Raw genomic sequence first — 18333 nt, 5'->3', positions numbered from 1 at the left:
TCAAATTGAAATAAAATTCTCTAAAATTTTTACACCATATTTCCCTGATTTCTCTGGATGAAATTGAGTGCCATAAAAGTTATCTTTTTGTAAAGCCGCACTATATTCCAAACCATATTCACATGTTGCAATGGTTTCAATAGCTTTTGGAGCATAAAAACTATGCACCAAATAAATGTAATCTTCATTAAGCTTTTGAAATAATGGAGATTTTAAATTCTCAATCTTATTCCAACCTATCTGAGGCACTTTGACACCAGAATTGAACTTAAGAACATCCACATCAAAAATCCCCAAACCTTTTGTCTTTCCCTCTTCAGAAGAATTGCACATTAATTGCATACCTAAGCAAATTCCAAGAACTGGTTGCTTTAGTTTTGGAATTAATCTATTCAACCCGCTCTGGGTCAGTTTACTCATGGCGCTACTTGCCTCACCTACTCCTGGAAATATGACCCTATCTGCCTCTTCAATAGTTCTGATATCATTACTCAATTGCGCTTCAACACCTAATCTTTGAAAAGCAAATTTTATACTTTGAATGTTACCAGCACCATAATCTACTATTACTAACTTCATTTACAATATTCCTTTTGTTGATGGCAATACCATCTTTTCTAAATCTCTTTTAACGGCCATTTTAATTGACTTTGCAAAGGCTTTAAAAATTGCCTCTATTTTATGGTGCTCATTAGTTCCCTCGGCTTTGATGTTTAAATTTGCTTTGGCTCCATCAGTGAACGATTTAAAGAAATGGTAAAACATTTCGGTTGGCATATCACCGACCATTTCACGTTTAAAATCTGCATCCCAAACCAACCAGTTACGGCCGCCAAAATCGATGGCAACTTGGGCCAAACAATCATCCATTGGTAAACAGAACCCATACCGTTCAATTCCAATTTTATTGCCCAAAGCATCATAGAATACTTCTCCTAAAGCAATAGCAGTATCTTCAATTGTATGATGTTCATCTACTTCTAAGTCACCATCAACATGTAGTTGCAAATCCATTTGTCCATGCCTTGCCAGTTGGTCTAGCATGTGATCAAAAAAGGAAAGTCCGGTTTTAATATCACTTTTTCCTGTGCCATCAAGATTTAGCTCAATTTGAATATCCGTTTCTTTTGTTTTTCGGTGGACTTCAGCATAACGAGACCTCGTTTTTAAAAACCCATAAATCTTTTCCCAATCGTTGGACTGCAATGCAATGTGAACAGATAAGTCTTTCTCTGTAACAGTTATTTCACCGGTACCTAAAAGCGTTTTATCGTCAATAAAAATTCCTTTTGCACCCAAATTCTTAGCTAACTCCATATCCGTTAATCGGTCCCCAATTACAAATGAGTTTTCTAAATCATAAGTATCGGTGAAATACTTTGTTAAGAGTCCGGTTTTAGGTTTTCTCGTATTTGCATTCTCATGTGGGAATGTTTTGTCTATATAAATTTCATCAAATACGACCCCCTCATTTTCAAAAGATTTTAAAACAAAATTATGTACAGGCCAAAAGCTTTCTTCTGGAAACTCGTCCGTTCCCAAACCGTCTTGATTCGTAATCATTACTAATTTATAATCCAACTCTTTCGCAATTTTACCCAAATAAGTAAATACCTTAGGGTAAAATATCATTTTTTCAAATGCATCTATTTGCTCATCAACAGTTTCTTTAATGATAGTGCCATCTCTATCTATGAACAGTATTTTTTGTGCCATTATTTAAGTGTTTTTAATACTTCAAGTAATCTATCATTCTCTAATGCGGTTCCAATTGTAAATCGGAGCGTATTCTTACATAAAGGTTGTGTGCTCCTATTACGAACAACTATACCTTTATCTAGCAATTGACGGTATCTAAGAGCTGCATCATCTACTTGAACTAGCACGAAGTTAGCTTCAGAAGAAAATATTTTTGCGATAAAAGAGACTTCAGAAAAAGCTTTTACCATTCTTTTTCGTTCAGATAGAATTTGTGTTACCTCAGATTTTACTTTTTTAACATTCAATACCCTTTCTAAAGCCCTGTTTTGCGTCAACTCATTTACATTATATGGTGGTTTTAATTTGTTTAAAACCGAAATGATTTCTTTTGAAGCGATGCAAATACCTAGTCGAACACCAGCCATACCATAAGCCTTAGAAAGTGTTTGGGCAATAACCAAATTTTTATATTTTGATATTTTGGAAACCCAACTTTTCTGAGCAGAAAAATCGATATATGCCTCATCAATAATCACCAACCCTTTAAACTCATTCAGTAGTTTCTCAATATTGTTTATTGAAATACTATTTCCGGTTGGATTATTAGGTGAGCAAATAAAGAGCAGTTTAGAGTTGCTGTTTGTCCCTTTCAATATTGCATTTATATCGGGCTGAAATTCATCAGTCAATAAAACTTCCCTATTTTCTATATCGTTGATACTTGAAAGTACTTTATATATTCCATAGGTAGGTGGTAACGTGATAATGTTGTCAATTTTAGGCTCACAAAAAGCTCTAAAAAGTAAATCAAGAACTTCGTCACTACCGTTGCCCAATAGTATGTTATCCTTTTCTATTCCTTTTTGTTGAGCCAAGACAGACTTTAGACTGCGTTGCTGTGGGTCAGGATAACGATTTACACCATTTTCAAACGGATTTTCATTTGCATCTAAAAAAACCATATCTGAGCCGTCTGATACATATTCATCACGCGCAGAAGAATAGGGTGTCAATTCTTTTACACTTTCTCGAGTTATATTGTCTAAGTTGAAACTCATTTTAAACTATTCAATCTTAAGGTAATCGCATTCTTATGTGCTTGTAAGCCCTCGGCTTCCGCCATAACTTCAATAGCATTGCCAATTTTTTCTATACCCTTTTCAGTAATTTTTTGAAACGTCATACTTTTCATAAAACTATCTAGATTCACGCCGCTATATTGTTTTGCATAACCATTTGTTGGTAAGGTGTGATTAGTGCCAGAGGCATAATCACCAGCACTTTCAGGCGTATAGTTTCCTATAAAAACCGATCCTGCATTAAAGGTATTGTCTATATAAAAATCCTCATTCTTTGAACATATGATGTAATGCTCAGGGCCATACACATTGATTAAGTCTATAGCTGTGCCATCATCTTCAACATATATCAATTTGCTGTTTTCTATTGCTTTTCGTGCAATTTTTTTTCTTGGTAAGTCTTTTATTTGTTTCTCGACTTCTAACTCCACGGCGTCAATCATTTTTTCTGAAGTGGAAACTAAGATGACCTGACTATCAGTACCATGTTCTGCCTGACTTAATAAATCAGAAGCAACAAATGCTGCGTCAGCCGTGTCGTCTGCAACAACTAAAAGCTCACTTGGTCCAGCTGGCATATCAATTGCGACTCCATATTTGGTGGCGATTTGTTTCGCAACCGTTACAAATTGATTTCCAGGACCAAAGATTTTATATACTTGGGGAATACTTTCTGTTCCAAAAGTCATTCCTGCGATTGCCTGGATTCCACCAACTTTAAAAATTTGTGATACGCCGCATAACTGTGCTGTATATAGAATAGCGGGGTTTAATTTTCCTTCTTTATCAGGAGGCGAACACAGCACAATTTCTTTACAGCCAGCAATATTCGCAGGAATTGCCAACATCAAAATAGTTGAGAATAACGGAGCTGTTCCCCCTGGAATATAAAGTCCCACTTTTTGTATGGGCCTTTTTTCTTGCCAGCATAATACCCCGGAAGTAGTCTCTATTTCTACTCGATCGGTTATTTGTGCTTTGTGAAAGGTTTCGATATTTGATTTTGCTAACCGAATAGCTGTCTTAAGATTATCTGAAACAAGTGTTCTTGCTTCTTCCACTTCTAAAGCTGAAACAAGTAAATCATCCAATGAAACACCATCAAATTGTTGAGTATATTTTCTTAAAATAGCATCACCATCTTTTTTCACTTCTTTAAAAATATCGTTTACAATATCTTCAATTGCGTCAATTGTTTGAGTTGGTCTTTTTAAGATTTCATTCCAATCGGTTCTATTCGGTTTATAAATTTTATTCATTACTTTATTTGATTGAATTTTTTAAAGCCGTGAATAGCTAAAGACTCAAACCCTTGTCTTTCCCAAAATTGTTGTCCTTTTTTGTTTGCCACATAAAAATTTACTTCTGCGGCCTCACAACCGATTTTCTTTGCATATTCAAAAACATAATCCAACATTAATTCCCCAACACCTCTACTTCGATATTCTTTCTTAACAAAAACATTATCTGGTTCTATGTGCTTCCCAGCATAGAGCTTATACAGTATCCATACTCCACAAATACCTATTAGTTCGTCATTATCATAAACTCCTACACATTCATACCCTCCCATTTTAAGCATTTTTTTTAATCTATTTTCTAAAACCTCATGTGTTATTTTACCCCTATTTAGTTCAAAAGCTAAAGGCACTATTGATTCCATTTTGTCATAAGGAATAAGTTGTACTATTAGTTTGTCATTTACACACATTATAAAACCATTTTTTCAATTGGACAAACCAAAATACCTTCTGCACCTGCTGATTTTAATTCATCTATTACTTCCCAAAAAGTATCTTTATTAATCACAGTGTGCACAGAACTCCACCCTTCCTCTGCAAGCGGTAAAACAGTAGGACTACGCATACCAGGCAACAAAGCTAATATTTCATCTAATTTTTCATTTGGAGCATTTAATAAAACATATTTTGACTTTCTTGCTCTTAAAACGGATTGAATTCTGAATTGTAGTTTAGTCAATAGTGATTTTCTATCTTTATTGATTTGAGGCGAAACAGCTAAAACTGCTTCACTGGTCAACATGACCTCTACTTCTTTAAGACCATTTTTAAACAAAGTACTGCCACTAGAAACAATATCACAAATGCCATCCGCGAGTCCTATGTTTGGAGCAATCTCTACTGAACCGTTAATGATATGGAGTTCTGCGGATACTCCTTTGGAATCAAAATATTGTTTTACAGTATTTGGATAAGAAGTCGCTATTCTTTTCCCTTCAAAATCTTTTATAGAATTGTACTCTACTGACTTTGGAACTGCAAGTGATACTTTACACTTAGAAAAATTCAAACGTTCCACTATAGTTATTCCCTGCCCTTTTTCAATCAGTACATTCTCACCAATTATAGCAATGTCCACTACTCCGTCTCTTAAGTATTGAGGAATATCTCCGTTTCTAAGATAAAATACTTCTAACGGAAAATTTCGCGCTGTGGCTTTTAATTGATCTTTTCCATTATCAATGGATATTCCTGCTTCCTTTAAAATCTTGAGAGAGTCTTCATTTAAACGTCCGCTTTTTTGAATAGCAATTCTAATTTTTGTCATCTTTAAATTTTGGTGTTCAAACAATCAAAATGGGCAAAAACAAAACCCGTTTGATTGCTCAAACGGGTTTTTAATTATTTTGAAATACACAAAATATCGTTACCTCGCCTGAGCGTGTATTACGATATGATGGTGTGTATTATTTCTTTTCATAATGCCGTAAAATTAAAACTTAATTTTTATACAAAAAAGCAATTTTTAGTTATTTCCCAAAATTAAAGGTAATCCGTCACCCCCAGAGCCAACTACAACTACTTTGGCATTCGGTGACTTTGAAAGCTCTAAAGTAGCATCTATTCCTTTATCTTGGAGAATCTTATCTGTTAACGAAGCACTCAATATACGGTTTGCATCTGCTTTACCCTGAGCTTCGATGCGTACTTTCTGGGCTTCTTTCTCAGCGGTCACAAGTCTAAACTCATATTCCAGTGATTCTTGCTCCTGTTTTAATTTTCGCTCAATAGCATCTTTTATGGTTGGAGGCAAGGTCACATCACGAACCAAAAATTCGTTTAATTGGATGTATTCATCATCAACAATTCTTTTGGTCTCTTCAAAAATTTCTGCTTGAATCGCATCTCGTTTACTAGAATATAGTTGCTCTGGTGTATAACGCCCAACTACAGAACGAGCTGCTGACCTAATGGTTGGTAGAAGGACTCGTTGTACATAGTCTTCACCTTTTTCTTGGTGTAACTTGCCCAAGTCCTTATATTTTGGCTGAAACCAAGCCGAACCATCCAATTTTATATCCAAACCATTACTGGAAAGCACATTCATTTTTTCAAAGACCTCTTGTTGTCGCACTTCATATATATAAACCTTATTCCAAGGGGCTACGATATGAAAACCCTCACCCAAAGGTGATTCGTCAGTTACAACACCTCCGCCAAACGTCTTATAAAGAACCCCAGCTTCTCCTGAACCGATGGTTATTGCAGATTTTGATATTAAAACAATGCCTAAAATTATGGCAAATACTAAGGGTAATGCAATTTTGGGTAATCTATCCATTCTTTTGATTTTTATAAAAGTCCGTTATATTTTCTAATAAACCATTCAAGGGCCAAAGCAAGCACAATAATTGCTAATAACCAGTGAAAATCTATTAAAGATACTACATTTTTAGTGTTTTTTTGGGTTGGAGTATATTGCAGATTTGAAGTTAATGATTCAATTAAAGAATTTAATTGAGATGGGTAATATAATTCCCCTCCTGTTTTTTCTGCTAGACGTTTTAATTTTTTATCGTTTGAAGATGAAAATTGACTTTCTAAATCAAAATCTAAGACGGTAAACCTTCCTGTCTTTTTTAAATTCTCATCTTTTACCGTAACAATAAAATTATATTCTCCAGCTTCCAAACCACTTAAGTCTGCTTCATAACTATTTGTTTTTAAAAGCATTGGCCTTTCTCCTGAAAATACACCATCCGATTTCTCTAAAGATAGAATCAAGTTGGCATTTGAGTCAAAAGTGTATGTTTCATCAAAATATGCTGCCATGAGATTCATGTCTGCCGAACCATTAAAAATGGTTTCATAATCCAATTCTAATCTACTTTTTTGATTGGAATCAGACAGATAAAGCATTGTTTTTGAAATGAGATTATCGAAATAATCAAAGCCTTTATCTTCTCTATAAGCCTGCATACGCCATTTCCAAATGTCTTCGCCAAAAAGTGTAGCTTCTTTCACATCTTTGTCATCAAAAATTAAAAGAAGTGGTTCATTTAGATTTACTCCCTTGATTTTTTGATATGCTATTGTTTCAAAAGGTTTTGTAATTAAAATCTCACCTAAATTGCTCTTTAATGGCGGGTAGCCTGCAAAAGAAATGGTACTAATATCAAAAAGACTAAATGCTTCATTTTTTACTGGAACAATGGCCTCACTTTGATTGTATACCTCTTTTGAAAAACTGTTTTGTATTTGATTTAGAAAGTTCCAATCGGTTTGTAACCCCGTAACTGTGAATATACTTGCTCTTTTATTTTTTATAAAGTTATAGGTCTCACCAAAAGATCTGTTGGGTTGGTATAGGATAAAAACATCAGTATCTTCTAAAATTTCTTTTGAAGAATTTGGAGCGATTATATTAACCACCCTTTGTTCATTGGATTCAATAGCTTTTTTGAGCATTCCGATATCAGGGTGCTTTATCGATGAAACTATGGTAATATTTGTTTTTTCATCTATTACCTCTATAGCAATGGTCTTCTTATTATTCCCTAGATTCTTTTCATTATTAATTGAATCAATTTGAACCCTTATGTTTTGGATTCCTACACTACTAGCATCCAATAATGTATTTACCGTTATATTGTTTTGATTGGCATTCAGCTTTATAAGCTCTCTATATACTTCTTTATTTTCAACAAAGATTCGTACAGGCGTCTCTATTGACCTATCGCCTGAATAAGCAATGTTTACTTCCAAAGGATAACTGTTCTTTAGAAAGGCATATTTATTACTGTTAACCTGACTTATGCGAATATCTTCATAAGTCGTGGTGTCACCCAGAACGATTGGATATATGTTGATATCATTATTCAAGGTTTCAAATTCATAATCAGGACCAAAAGTAGAATTACCATCGCTCAATAGAATAATTGCACTATTACCACCGCGGTGAATGTCATTAATTGAAGCAAGTGTTTTGGCAATATTTGTAATAGGTTTATCAAAGTTCAAACTATCTGAATCGTCAAGTGATTCTCCAAAGGAATAGGTCGCTAAATCGAAACGTTCTAATAATGACATGTTTTTACTGAGGTTGTTGAAAATAGCTTTTGCTATTGAGTCGCCTTCAAGGGAAGCTATTGAAGAAGAATTATCAATAGCCAGAATTAGATTAGATTTTTCAAGGCTGTAATTATTCTTTGTGAATTTTGGGTTTATAAGTAGCACCAACAGACCAAATACCATTATGAACCTTAAAAAAGCCAGAATCTTGTTAATTCGGTTTTCCTTTTTTTTGAAAAAATATTGGAACCATGCGAATGCAAACGAAAAAATAGCCGCTAAAAAAATCAATACTACCGTCGTGGTTTGCATTAAGAATTGTTAAATCAAATTAAGCCTTTAAGTCAACATACCTCCATCAACATTAAGTACTTGTCCTGTGACGTAAGCAGATAAATCTGAGGCTAAAAACAAACAGGCATTGGCAACATCTTCTGGTGTACCTCCTCGTTTTAATGGAATTGCATCACGCCAACCTTGAACGGTCTTTTCATCTAGTTTATCAGTCATTTCTGTTTCGATAAACCCAGGAGCAATAGCATTACATCGGATGTTTCGAGAGCCTAATTCTAAAGCAACAGATTTTGTGAAACCTATCATTCCTGCTTTGGATGCTGCATAATTAGTTTGTCCTGCATTCCCTTTTACACCAACAACACTGCTCATGTTAATAATTGAACCTTTGCGCTGTTTTAAGAAGGTACGTTGGATTGCTTTAGTCATATTAAAAACAGATTTTAAATTGATTTCGATTACAGAATCAAAATCTTCTTCCCCCATACGCATTAAAAGATTATCCTTAGTAATACCCGCGTTGTTTATTAATACATCAATTCCATCAAAATCAGTAAGAACAGATTTTACCAATTCTTCTGCTGCATCAAAACTAGCTGCATTGCTCTTATAAGCTTTAGCCATAACTCCTAAACTGATTAATTCTTTTTCCAGAGCCAAAGCTGGCCCTTCACTAGAACTATAGGTAAACGCAACATTGGCGCCATGCTCAGCAAAAACCTTTGCTATTCCCATTCCGATTCCTCGGCTTGCGCCCGTAATGATGACATTTTTATCTTGAAGTAATTTCATGTTGAAAATTTGTTGGTGGTTATCCAAATATAAGTGTTGCTAAATTTAATTAAATAAAAAAATCCCGATTAATTCGGGATTTATAATAGTTTTAACGGATTATTAAGCCATTACCGCTTTCACTTTTTTTCCTATTTCTGCTGGTGAATCTACTACATGAATGCCACATTCTGCCATGATTCTCTTTTTAGCCTGTGCAGTGTCATCACTGCCGCCAACTATTGCTCCGGCATGCCCCATAGTTCTACCTGCAGGTGCGGTTTCACCAGCTATAAAACCAACTATCGGTTTTTTACTGCCGCTTTCTTTATACCAATTTGCCGCATCAGCTTCTAATTGACCACCAATTTCACCAATCATGACTACACATTCGGTTTCTGGGTCATTAATCAACATTTCAACCGCTTGCTTTGTGGTAGTTCCAATAATAGGGTCACCTCCGATACCGATAGCTGTAGTGATACCTAATCCTTGGCGAACAACTTGATCTGCCGCTTCGTAGGTCAATGTGCCCGATTTAGAGACAATACCAACGCCGCCTGTTTTAAAAACAAAACCGGGCATAATACCCACTTTAGCTTCTCCTGGTGTGATCACACCAGGACAATTAGGTCCGACCAGTGTACAGTCCATGTTTTTAATATAGTTATTGGCTTTGACCATATCAGCAACGGGTATACCTTCTGTAATCGTAATTATAACTTTGATTCCTGCGTTAGCAGATTCCATAATTGCATCTGCCGCAAAAGCCGGAGGAACAAAAATGATAGATGTATCTGCACCAACTTTTTGAACTGCTTCTTCGACGGTGTTAAAAACCGGTTTTCCTAAATGCTCTTGACCTCCTTTACCGGGTGTTACGCCACCAACAATGTTAGTTCCATATTCAATCATTTGCTCGGCATGAAAAGTACCTTCACTACCTGTAAAACCTTGTACAATTATTTTAGAATCTTTATTAACTAAAACACTCATGTTTTCTTGTTTATAATTGTTGACAAAAATAGTTTTTTGAAAGTCAAATAAAAAGCAATCAACCAGCTATTTGTTTTCTAATTTTTTAAGTAATGAAGGCATATTCTTTATTGTTGCCAATTCTTTCATTTTCGCCCTGGCTTCTACAGCGGGACTGCCAAAATAAGTTTTACCGCCTTCCAATGAGTTTGCAATACCAGATTGTGCATAAACTACTGCACCTTTTCCAATAGTAATTCCGCTGATAACACCTACCTGCCCCCAAAGCGTCACCTCATCTTCTACAACCACACAGCCTGCAATTCCAGTATGTGAAGCTATAAGGCATTTTTTTCCTAATATGGTATCATGCCCAATTTGAATTTGATTATCCAATTTTGAACCTTCCCCGATAGTAGTATCACCTGTTACCCCTCTATCAATCGTACAACCAGCACCGATATCAACGTTATCCTCAATGATTACTCTTCCGCCAGAAATCAACTTATCAAATCCGGTTGGGCGTTTTTTATAATAAAAGGCATCTGCACCTAAAATAGTACCTGCATGAATGGTTACATTATTACCTATTACACAATCATCATAGATGGAAACGTTTGCATGAATCAAGCAATTATCACCAATGACTACATCATTTCCGATAAAGCCATTTGGTTGTATTACGGTATTCTTTCCTATTTTAGAAGAAGGTGAAATTGATGAATTTGATTCATTAAAAGGTTTAAAATATTTTGTGAGGATGTTAAAATCTCGGAATGGGTCATCGGAGATTAAGAGTGCTTTACCTTTTGGACAATCTACCTTTTTATTGATGAGCACGATGGTGGCAGCAGAACTCAATGCCTTATCATAATACTTTGGGTGATCAACAAAAACAATATCTCCAGATTCAACAACATGAATTTCATTCATGCCTAAAACAGGAAAATCTGCTTTGCCAACGAACTCCGCTGAGATTAAGTCTGCAATTTCTCTTAACAAATACGTTTTAGGAAACTTCATTAAATTGTTATTCCTTAACCCGTTCTAAATAGGCGCCTTTTTCAGTGTCAATTTTAATTTTATCGCCTTCATTTATAAAAAGGGGCACATTGATTCGAGCTCCAGTTTCTACGGTTGCGGGTTTCGTTGCGTTGGTAGCTGTATTACCTTTGACTCCAGGTTCAGAATGAGTAACTTCTAAAACTACACTCGCGGGCATTTCTACCGAAAGTGGCATACTATCTTCTGTATTAAAAAGAATTTTTACTACTTCACCTTCTTTTAATAAATCTGGAGCGTCCAAGGTTTCTTTTTGCAATGCTATTTGGTTATAGTCATCAGTATTCATAAAATGAAAAGTGTCTCCTTCTGGGTACAAATATTGGTAAGATCTGGTTTCAACACGGACATCATCAATCTTATGCCCCGCTGAAAAGGTATTATCAATAACTTTACCAGTAGTTACACTTTTTAATTTAGTTCTTACAAACGCTGGACCTTTACCAGGTTTTACATGTAAAAATTCTATAATCTTAAAAATATCATGATTATATCTAATGCATAATCCTTTTCTAATATCTGAAGTACTTGCCATAATTAATTTGAACTAAAATATCCTTTCATTATTCCGCGTTGGGAATCCCTAATAAATTGTAATATCTCATCTCGCTCTGGAGTTGCTTCCATCTCAGCTTCGATTATAGAAGCCGCTTGAGAATTATTATAATTACGTTGGTATAAAATCCTATATATATTTTGAATCTCACGGATTTTATCTGATTGAAAACCTCTTCTGCGCAATCCAATGGAATTGATACCCACATAAGAAAGCGGCTCTCTAGCCGCTTTTACAAATGGCGGAACATCTTTTCTAACCAAAGAACCACCTGTAACGAAAGCATGTTTACCGATAGATACGAATTGATGTACAGCTACCATACCAGCTAAAACTACATTTTCACCAATAGTAACGTGACCGGCAAGAGTTGAATCGTTGCTGAAAATACACCCATCGCTTACAAAACAATCATGGGCAATATGGCAATACGCCATTATTAAACAATTATTGCCAATAACCGTTTTCATTCTGTCAGCGGTCCCTTTATTTATAGTGGCACATTCCCTAATGGTGGTGTTGTTCCCTATTTGTACAGTAGTTTCTTCTCCTTGGTACTTTAAATCTTGCGGTGGAGCTGAAATGACTGCTCCTGGAAAAATATTACAGTTTTTACCAATACGTGCGCCTTCCATAATGGTTACATTAGAACCTATCCAAGTTCCTTCTCCAATAGTAACATTATTATGTATCGTTGTAAATGGCTCAATAACCACGTTTTTAGCTATTTTGGCACCTGGGTGTACATATGCTAGAGGTTGGTTCATACTATTCTCCTTTAACTTTTACAATTTGTGCCATAATTTCTGCTTCAGAGACTAGTTTGCCATTTGCATATGCCCGTGCTTGCATTTGACATAAACCACGTCGAATAGGGGTCATTAAATCCAATTTAAAAATCAATGAATCCCCTGGAACAACTTGTTGTTTGTAACGAACATTGTCAATCTTCAAAAGATAGGTCAAATAATTTTCAGGATCAGGAACGGTACTTAAAACTAAAATTCCACCAGTCTGCGCCATGGCCTCGAGCTGCAAAACTCCTGGCATCACCGGCGCTCCAGGAAAATGACCGACAAAAAAGGGCTCATTCATAGTCACATTCTTCATTCCGATGACATGTTGTTCAGAGAGTTCCAAAATTTTATCAACCAATAAGAATGGAGGCCTATGTGGAAGCATTTCCATAATCGCAGTGATATCCTTTATTGGCTTTGCATGCAAATTCACTTCAGGAACATAGTTTCTGCGTTCTTGCTTGACGATTTTTTTTAATTTTTTAGCAAATTGAGTATTTACGAAATGACCAGGTTTATTAGCAATAACCTTACCTTGAATTCGTGTTCCCGAAAGAGCCAAGTCTCCGATAACATCAAGTAATTTATGCCTAGCAGCTTCATTCGGCTGATGAAGGGTCAAATTATCTAAAATACCATTTGGCTTAACGGATAGCTTTTTTTTATCGAAAGCCTTTTCCAATTTTTTCATGGTAGATTCAGAAATCTCCTTATCTACATAAACAATAGCATTGTTGAGATCACCTCCTTTAATCAATCCGTGTTCTAAAAGCATTTCCAATTCATGCAAAAAACTAAAGGTTCTTGCATTGGATATTTCCGTTTTAAAATCCGAAATATGTTCTAGAGTTGCATTTTGGGTACCTAATACTTTTGTTCCAAAATCAACCATAGTGGTCACTTGATATTCATCAGAAGGAATTACGGTTATTTCACTTCCAGTAGCCTCATCTTTATAGGTTATAACATCTTTGACAACATAGACTTCTCGTTCTTGTTCTTGCTCAACGATACCAGCTTCTTCTAAAGCTTCAACAAAAAACTTTGATGAACCGTCCATGATAGGTGGTTCAGGAGCATCTAACTTTATTAGCACATTGTCAATGTCCATTCCTATCAATGCTGCAAGAACGTGTTCTGAAGTTTGTATTTTAACACCATTCTTTTCAAGATTAGTCCCTCGCTGCGTATTAACCACATAATTGGCATCAGCTTCAATGATAGGCTCACCCTCCAAATCAACCCTTTTAAAAGCAAACCCATGATTTTCAAGAGCTGGCATGAAGGTCATAGTAACATTCTCACCCGTATGAAGCCCTACTCCTTTTAGAGTAACTTCTTTAGCAATAGTACGTTGTTTATTTTCTGTCTTCACTGTCAATTTTCTTTTCTATTTCAGAAATTCGGTTAACAATTCTCGGTAAATTCTTAAAATGGACGTATGATTTATTATAATCACCATAATTTAATGCTGGTGACCCCTGCAAAACCTCATCATCCTTTACATTTCGGCCAATGCCAGATTGCGCTTGTATTCGAACACGATCGCCTATTGTGATGTGGCCAACAATCCCTACCTGCCCACCTATCAAACAATTTCTTCCGATTTTGGTAGAACCAGCGATTCCTGTTTGTGCAGCAATGGCCGTATGCTCTCCAATTTCAACATTATGGGCTATCTGAATTTGATTGTCTAGTTTAACACCTTTTCTAAGAACTGTAGAACCTAAAGTAGCTCTGTCAATGGTAGTACCTGCTCCAACATCCACATTGTCTTCTAATATTACATTGCCGGTTTGTGGTACTTTGCTGTATTCCCCTTTTTCGTTAGGGGTGAAACCAAACCCATCAGCACCTATAATAGCACCACTGTGAATGACACATCCATTGCCTATAATAGACTCAGAATATATTTTTGCACCGGCAAAAATCAAGACATCATCGCCTATCGTAACATTGTCACCAATATATGCATTAGGGTAAACCTTTACATTATTACCTAATTCTACATTTTCTCCTAAATAAGAAAACGCTCCCAAGTAAAACCCCTCCCCATAAGAAGCCGATTTTGAAACAAAAGAAGGGTTTTCAATGCCTACCTTATTATTTTTTACTTGATTGTAGTATTCTAATAACTTTGAAAATGACTTATAAGCATCTTCTACCTTTATTAGAGTAGTAGAAATCTCTTGTTCGGGAATAAAATCTTTATTTACAATAGTTATCGAAGCCTTGGTCGAATAGATGTAAGAAGTATACTTAGGGTTTGCCAAAAAAGTCAAAGATCCCTTTTCACCATCCTCAATTTTTGCAAGCTTATGAACGGCTGTCTGAGGATTTCCCTCAACCTCTCCTTCTAAAATACCTGCAATTTGGGTAGCTGTAAATTTCATTTTGGCAAAAGTAAGAAAATTTGTTAAACGCTTTCCTTCGGATAACAAACATAATATTTAGTGACTGTCTTTGACAAAGCTTTTAAATTCAAATGATCGGAAGCCTTTGCAACGTCTGTCAGTTTTTCATTTTTCCTTAAAATATTGATGTTCTGGTACTTTTCATTGTAAGCCCTATTGCTAATCTCTCCTGAAATCACAAAATAATCTAACTCACTAGCCTTTACATTATAATTAGCTTTCACCCATTCCTTCTTTTCAATTATCTTGGCCTGATCAATCGGTTTGTTTTTAATTTTGATTTCCAATAAGTTGCGATATAAGAGCATGGAACTGAGTTTAGCTAAGATAAAATCTGAGTGAAATTGCCAAGATTTTAGTGCAGAAAGGATATCTACGTCATCTAAGCGTGAAAATTGTAATAAAGTCTCGTCATCAAAGTGCTCATTGTCTTTTCTATTAAGAAAATAAGAAAGTGCATCCGAACATGACAAATTGTGATTTGAAGCAACTATTTTTCTAGCCCTATGTATCAATTTTATCAGTAATTGTTCCGCTACAAGACTGGTCTTGTGCAAATAAACTTGCCAATACATAAACCTTCTTGCCATAAGAAATTTCTCCACCGAGTAAATACCTTTCTCTTCAACTACAAGCTCACCATCAAATACATTGAGCATTGTTATCATACGTTCAGAGCTTATATTTCCTTCCGTAACCCCGGTATAAAAACTATCCCTTTTCAAATAGTCTAAGCGATCCATATCAAGTTGACTAGACACTAATTGGTTCAAGAACTTTTTAGGATGTTCTCCTTTAAAAATAGCAATGGCTGTTGTCAACGCTCCTTTAAATTCTTGGTTGAGTTTTTCCATAAACAGCAGAGAAATGGTTTCATGATTTTCATTAGGAACTAAGTGGTGCTCAAGAGCGTGTGAAAATGGCCCATGACCAATATCATGTAAAAGAATAGCAACTAAAAGACCAATTTCTTCATCATTGTTAACACTAATGCTTTTGAACCTTAAAACCCTAATTGCTTGATTCATAAGGTGCATACTACCCAAGGCATGGTGAAAACGGGTATGATGTGCTCCAGGATAAACCAAAAAAGAGAGCCCCATTTGTGATATTCTTCGCAGTCTTTGAAAGTAAGGATGACCTATTAGGTTAAAAATAAGTTCATTGGGAGTGCCAATAAAACCATAGATTGGATCGTTAAATATTTTAAGCTTGTTGGTCTGTGCCAAAAGGTTTTATTTTCGAGAGAACAAAGATACTACTATATGAACAAGATTTCCATTTTATGGGTTGATGATGAAATTGACCTACTTAAGCCTCATATTTTATTTTTACAAAACAAAGATTATAGTGTTATTACTTCTCCGAGTGGTCAGGATGCTTTGGACGAGCTTAAAGAAAGAAATTTTGATATTGTTTTTTTAGATGAGAACATGCCCGGTCTATCTGGTTTGGAAACATTGAGCGAATTAAAAAAAATGGACCCTACCCTGCCCGTGGTAATGATTACCAAAAGCGAAGAAGAGTATATTATGGATGAGGCCATCGGCAGCAAAATTGCTGACTATCTGATTAAGCCCGTCAATCCCAATCAAATATTATTGTCATTAAAAAAAAGTTTGGACAATTCGCGTTTGGTCTCAGAACGAACTACTGCTAATTACCAACAAGAATTTCGAAAGATTGCCATGGATCTGTCTATGATAAATTCTTATGAAGAATGGGCAGACCTATATAAAAAATTGATTTATTGGGAGTTACAATTAGAGGAAATTGAAGACTCAGGAATGTTCGAAATATTGGAGTCACAGAAAGTGGAGGCCAATAATCAGTTTAGCAAATTTATTGACAAGAACTATCCGGACTGGTTTAGTTCTGAAAATGCGCCCACGCTTTCACATACACTATTTAAGAGGAAAGTGGTGCCAGAATTAGAAAATACATCTACCCTACTTGTCGTGGTTGATAATTTACGATATGACCAATGGTTAGCTTTTGAAGATGTGGTTTCCAATTTCTATAAAAAGAAGAGCGAGACACCGTATTTTAGTATTCTGCCCACTGCCACCCAGTATGCTAGAAATGCCATTTTTTCAGGATTAACACCATTAGAAATGGAGAAACAACACCCTAACTGGTGGAAAAATGATAATGATGAGGGTGGAAAAAACCTTTTTGAAGCTGAGTTCTTAGGGGCTCAGTTGCAACGACTAAATCTTGATTTAAAATGGGATTATTATAAAATCAGTAGTCTAAAACAAGGTAAACAACTTACTCAGAACTTCCGTTCTCAAAAGGAAAACGATTTAACAGTTATCGTTTACAATTTTGTGGATATGCTTTCCCACTCTAAAACCGAAATGGAAGTAATCAAAGAATTGGCCAGCAATGACAAAGCATATAGGTCATTAACCTTAAGCTGGTTTAAAAACTCACCTCTATTCGATATTATTCAACAAGCCCAACAAATGGGCAAAAAATTAATCATAACAACCGATCATGGTACGATCAATGTAAAACAACCTTCTAAGGTTATTGGTGATAGAGAAACCAGTCTTAATCTGCGATATAAAACCGGACGCAGTCTCACCTATCAAGATAAGGAAGTATTGGCTGCCAAGAACCCCCAAAATATTCAACTGCCCAATATTAATGTGAGCAGTTCATATATTTTCGCTAAGAACGATTTGTTTTTTGCCTATCCCAATAATTATAATCATTATGTAGGATATTATAGAAATACCTATCAGCATGGCGGCATTTCTTTGGAAGAAATGATTATCCCTTTCGTAGTTTTGGAGTCAAAATAAATTGATTAATGCCTGAATTGTATTTTAATAATAGTCAGTTAGGTGTCATTGCTAAAAAACTTCTAAAAGAAGAAAAACAAAAGTGTTTTTGCTTCTATGGTCAAATGGGTGTTGGCAAGACCACTCTTATCAAGAACTTATTGCAAGAGCTGGGTGCTATTGATTTGGGACATAGTCCTACTTTTGGATTGGTCAACGAATATGATAATGCACAGAATAAACTGTTGGCTTATCATTTTGATTTTTATAGGATTGAAAACGAAGAAGAGGTATACGATATGGGCATTGAAGAGTACTTCAGCCAAGATGCATATATCTTTATTGAATGGCCCGAAAAGATTCCCAACCTTATTCCCAAGGATGCTTTGACGATCAAACTACAGTTTATCGATGAAAATACCCGCCGCATCGAATATTAATTCTTACAAATGAGTTCTTAAGATTCTTTTTTTACATTCACGGGAAGAGGATTGATTACCGATGAAAAGGTTAAAATTTCAGTTGAAGTGCTTATTTTATCGATGAAATGCATTTTCATTGTAATTTTTTCCTACATTTGTCC

Annotated in this window: 18 protein-coding genes; 2 read left to right on the top strand and 16 right to left on the bottom strand. The window is 35.4% G+C overall.

The window, feature by feature from the left end:
• From hisH to RM706_RS10590, 16 genes are all read right to left on the bottom strand, one after another.
• Nucleotides 1-579: an imidazole glycerol phosphate synthase subunit HisH gene (gene hisH, locus RM706_RS10665; protein ID WP_311351259.1), complete on the bottom strand. Its 579-nt coding sequence runs from the start codon at nucleotides 577-579 to the stop codon at nucleotides 1-3.
• The gene (gene hisB, locus RM706_RS10660) at nucleotides 580-1716 is read right to left on the bottom strand and encodes a bifunctional histidinol-phosphatase/imidazoleglycerol-phosphate dehydratase HisB (RefSeq protein ID WP_311351256.1); all 1137 of its coding nucleotides are present in this window, start codon (nucleotides 1714-1716) and stop codon (nucleotides 580-582) included. It lies immediately after the preceding gene.
• Complete coding sequence (hisC, locus tag RM706_RS10655) at nucleotides 1716-2759, bottom strand: histidinol-phosphate transaminase (protein ID WP_311351254.1); 1044 nt, start codon at nucleotides 2757-2759, stop codon at nucleotides 1716-1718. Before hisC ends, hisB begins: the two co-directional genes overlap by 1 nt.
• Nucleotides 2756-4039: a histidinol dehydrogenase gene (gene hisD, locus RM706_RS10650; protein WP_311351252.1), complete on the bottom strand. Its 1284-nt coding sequence runs from the start codon at nucleotides 4037-4039 to the stop codon at nucleotides 2756-2758. Before hisD ends, hisC begins: the two co-directional genes overlap by 4 nt.
• Nucleotides 4039-4491 carry a GNAT family N-acetyltransferase gene (locus RM706_RS10645; protein ID WP_311351250.1) on the bottom strand — a complete coding sequence of 151 codons (453 nt, stop codon included), beginning with the start codon at nucleotides 4489-4491 and terminating at the stop codon, nucleotides 4039-4041. Before RM706_RS10645 ends, hisD begins: the two co-directional genes overlap by 1 nt.
• Entirely contained in the window at nucleotides 4491-5348 is an 858-nt protein-coding gene (hisG, locus tag RM706_RS10640) for an ATP phosphoribosyltransferase (protein WP_311351248.1), read from the bottom strand. Before hisG ends, RM706_RS10645 begins: the two co-directional genes overlap by 1 nt.
• Nucleotides 5349-5546: 198 nt before the next feature.
• A complete protein-coding gene (locus tag RM706_RS10635) occupies nucleotides 5547-6362 on the bottom strand; it encodes a prohibitin family protein (protein WP_311351246.1) in 816 nt (271 codons plus the stop codon).
• An 11-nt stretch (nucleotides 6363-6373) separates the two neighbouring features.
• Complete coding sequence (locus tag RM706_RS10630) at nucleotides 6374-8404, bottom strand: VWA domain-containing protein (RefSeq protein ID WP_311351244.1); 2031 nt, start codon at nucleotides 8402-8404, stop codon at nucleotides 6374-6376.
• A gap of 27 nt (nucleotides 8405-8431) precedes the next feature.
• Nucleotides 8432-9178: a 3-oxoacyl-[acyl-carrier-protein] reductase gene (gene fabG / locus RM706_RS10625; protein ID WP_311351241.1), complete on the bottom strand. Its 747-nt coding sequence runs from the start codon at nucleotides 9176-9178 to the stop codon at nucleotides 8432-8434.
• Between the two features lie 102 nt (nucleotides 9179-9280).
• Nucleotides 9281-10153: a succinate--CoA ligase subunit alpha gene (sucD, locus tag RM706_RS10620; protein WP_311351239.1), complete on the bottom strand. Its 873-nt coding sequence runs from the start codon at nucleotides 10151-10153 to the stop codon at nucleotides 9281-9283.
• A 66-nt stretch (nucleotides 10154-10219) separates the two neighbouring features.
• Nucleotides 10220-11155, bottom strand: a complete 936-nt coding sequence (locus tag RM706_RS10615) for a UDP-3-O-(3-hydroxymyristoyl)glucosamine N-acyltransferase (protein WP_311351237.1) — start codon at nucleotides 11153-11155, stop codon at nucleotides 10220-10222.
• 7 nt (nucleotides 11156-11162) lie between these two features.
• Nucleotides 11163-11729 carry an elongation factor P gene (gene efp, locus RM706_RS10610; RefSeq protein WP_311351235.1) on the bottom strand — a complete coding sequence of 189 codons (567 nt, stop codon included), beginning with the start codon at nucleotides 11727-11729 and terminating at the stop codon, nucleotides 11163-11165.
• A 2-nt stretch (nucleotides 11730-11731) separates the two neighbouring features.
• Nucleotides 11732-12517 carry an acyl-ACP--UDP-N-acetylglucosamine O-acyltransferase gene (lpxA, locus tag RM706_RS10605; RefSeq protein WP_311351233.1) on the bottom strand — a complete coding sequence of 262 codons (786 nt, stop codon included), beginning with the start codon at nucleotides 12515-12517 and terminating at the stop codon, nucleotides 11732-11734.
• 1 nt (nucleotide 12518) lies between these two features.
• Nucleotides 12519-13922 carry a bifunctional UDP-3-O-[3-hydroxymyristoyl] N-acetylglucosamine deacetylase/3-hydroxyacyl-ACP dehydratase gene (locus RM706_RS10600; RefSeq protein ID WP_311351231.1) on the bottom strand — a complete coding sequence of 468 codons (1404 nt, stop codon included), beginning with the start codon at nucleotides 13920-13922 and terminating at the stop codon, nucleotides 12519-12521.
• The gene (lpxD, locus tag RM706_RS10595) at nucleotides 13906-14940 is read right to left on the bottom strand and encodes a UDP-3-O-(3-hydroxymyristoyl)glucosamine N-acyltransferase (protein WP_311351229.1); all 1035 of its coding nucleotides are present in this window, start codon (nucleotides 14938-14940) and stop codon (nucleotides 13906-13908) included. The genes RM706_RS10600 and lpxD overlap by 17 nt, the downstream gene beginning before the upstream one ends.
• 23 nt (nucleotides 14941-14963) lie before the next feature.
• Nucleotides 14964-16190, bottom strand: a complete 1227-nt coding sequence (locus tag RM706_RS10590) for an HD domain-containing protein (RefSeq protein ID WP_311351227.1) — start codon at nucleotides 16188-16190, stop codon at nucleotides 14964-14966.
• 36 nt (nucleotides 16191-16226) lie between these two features.
• On the opposite strand from RM706_RS10590, the gene porX reads away from it, so the two are divergent.
• Together porX and tsaE are read left to right on the top strand one after the other, a co-directional pair.
• A complete protein-coding gene (gene porX / locus RM706_RS10585) occupies nucleotides 16227-17771 on the top strand; it encodes a T9SS response regulator signal transducer PorX (protein ID WP_311351225.1) in 1545 nt (514 codons plus the stop codon).
• An 8-nt stretch (nucleotides 17772-17779) separates the two neighbouring features.
• A complete protein-coding gene (gene tsaE / locus RM706_RS10580) occupies nucleotides 17780-18190 on the top strand; it encodes a tRNA (adenosine(37)-N6)-threonylcarbamoyltransferase complex ATPase subunit type 1 TsaE (RefSeq protein WP_311351223.1) in 411 nt (136 codons plus the stop codon).
• Nucleotides 18191-18333 lie beyond the last annotated feature (143 nt).

The sequence above is a fragment of the Croceitalea rosinachiae genome (assembly GCF_031846445.1).
In the GTDB taxonomy this organism is placed as follows: domain Bacteria; phylum Bacteroidota; class Bacteroidia; order Flavobacteriales; family Flavobacteriaceae; genus Croceitalea; species Croceitalea rosinachiae.
This window is presented reverse-complemented; position numbering and strand designations above follow the sequence as displayed.

Bases quoted from the DNA above. Each gene is read 5' to 3' on its own strand.
- hisH (WP_311351259.1), bottom strand. From the start codon at position 579: ATGAAGTTAGTAATAGTAGATTATGGTGCTGGTAACATTCAAAGTATA.
- hisB (WP_311351256.1), bottom strand. From the start codon at position 1,716: ATGGCACAAAAAATACTGTTCATAGATAGAGATGGCACTATCATTAAA.
- hisC (WP_311351254.1), bottom strand. From the start codon at position 2,759: ATGAGTTTCAACTTAGACAATATAACTCGAGAAAGTGTAAAAGAATTG.
- hisD (WP_311351252.1), bottom strand. From the start codon at position 4,039: ATGAATAAAATTTATAAACCGAATAGAACCGATTGGAATGAAATCTTA.
- RM706_RS10645 (WP_311351250.1), bottom strand. From the start codon at position 4,491: ATGTGTGTAAATGACAAACTAATAGTACAACTTATTCCTTATGACAAA.
- hisG (WP_311351248.1), bottom strand. From the start codon at position 5,348: ATGACAAAAATTAGAATTGCTATTCAAAAAAGCGGACGTTTAAATGAA.
- RM706_RS10635 (WP_311351246.1), bottom strand. From the start codon at position 6,362: ATGGATAGATTACCCAAAATTGCATTACCCTTAGTATTTGCCATAATT.
- RM706_RS10630 (WP_311351244.1), bottom strand. From the start codon at position 8,404: ATGCAAACCACGACGGTAGTATTGATTTTTTTAGCGGCTATTTTTTCG.
- fabG (WP_311351241.1), bottom strand. From the start codon at position 9,178: ATGAAATTACTTCAAGATAAAAATGTCATCATTACGGGCGCAAGCCGA.
- sucD (WP_311351239.1), bottom strand. From the start codon at position 10,153: ATGAGTGTTTTAGTTAATAAAGATTCTAAAATAATTGTACAAGGTTTT.
- RM706_RS10615 (WP_311351237.1), bottom strand. From the start codon at position 11,155: ATGAAGTTTCCTAAAACGTATTTGTTAAGAGAAATTGCAGACTTAATC.
- efp (WP_311351235.1), bottom strand. From the start codon at position 11,729: ATGGCAAGTACTTCAGATATTAGAAAAGGATTATGCATTAGATATAAT.
- lpxA (WP_311351233.1), bottom strand. From the start codon at position 12,517: ATGAACCAACCTCTAGCATATGTACACCCAGGTGCCAAAATAGCTAAA.
- lpxD (WP_311351229.1), bottom strand. From the start codon at position 14,940: ATGAAATTTACAGCTACCCAAATTGCAGGTATTTTAGAAGGAGAGGTT.
- porX (WP_311351225.1), top strand. From the start codon at position 16,227: ATGAACAAGATTTCCATTTTATGGGTTGATGATGAAATTGACCTACTT.
- tsaE (WP_311351223.1), top strand. From the start codon at position 17,780: ATGCCTGAATTGTATTTTAATAATAGTCAGTTAGGTGTCATTGCTAAA.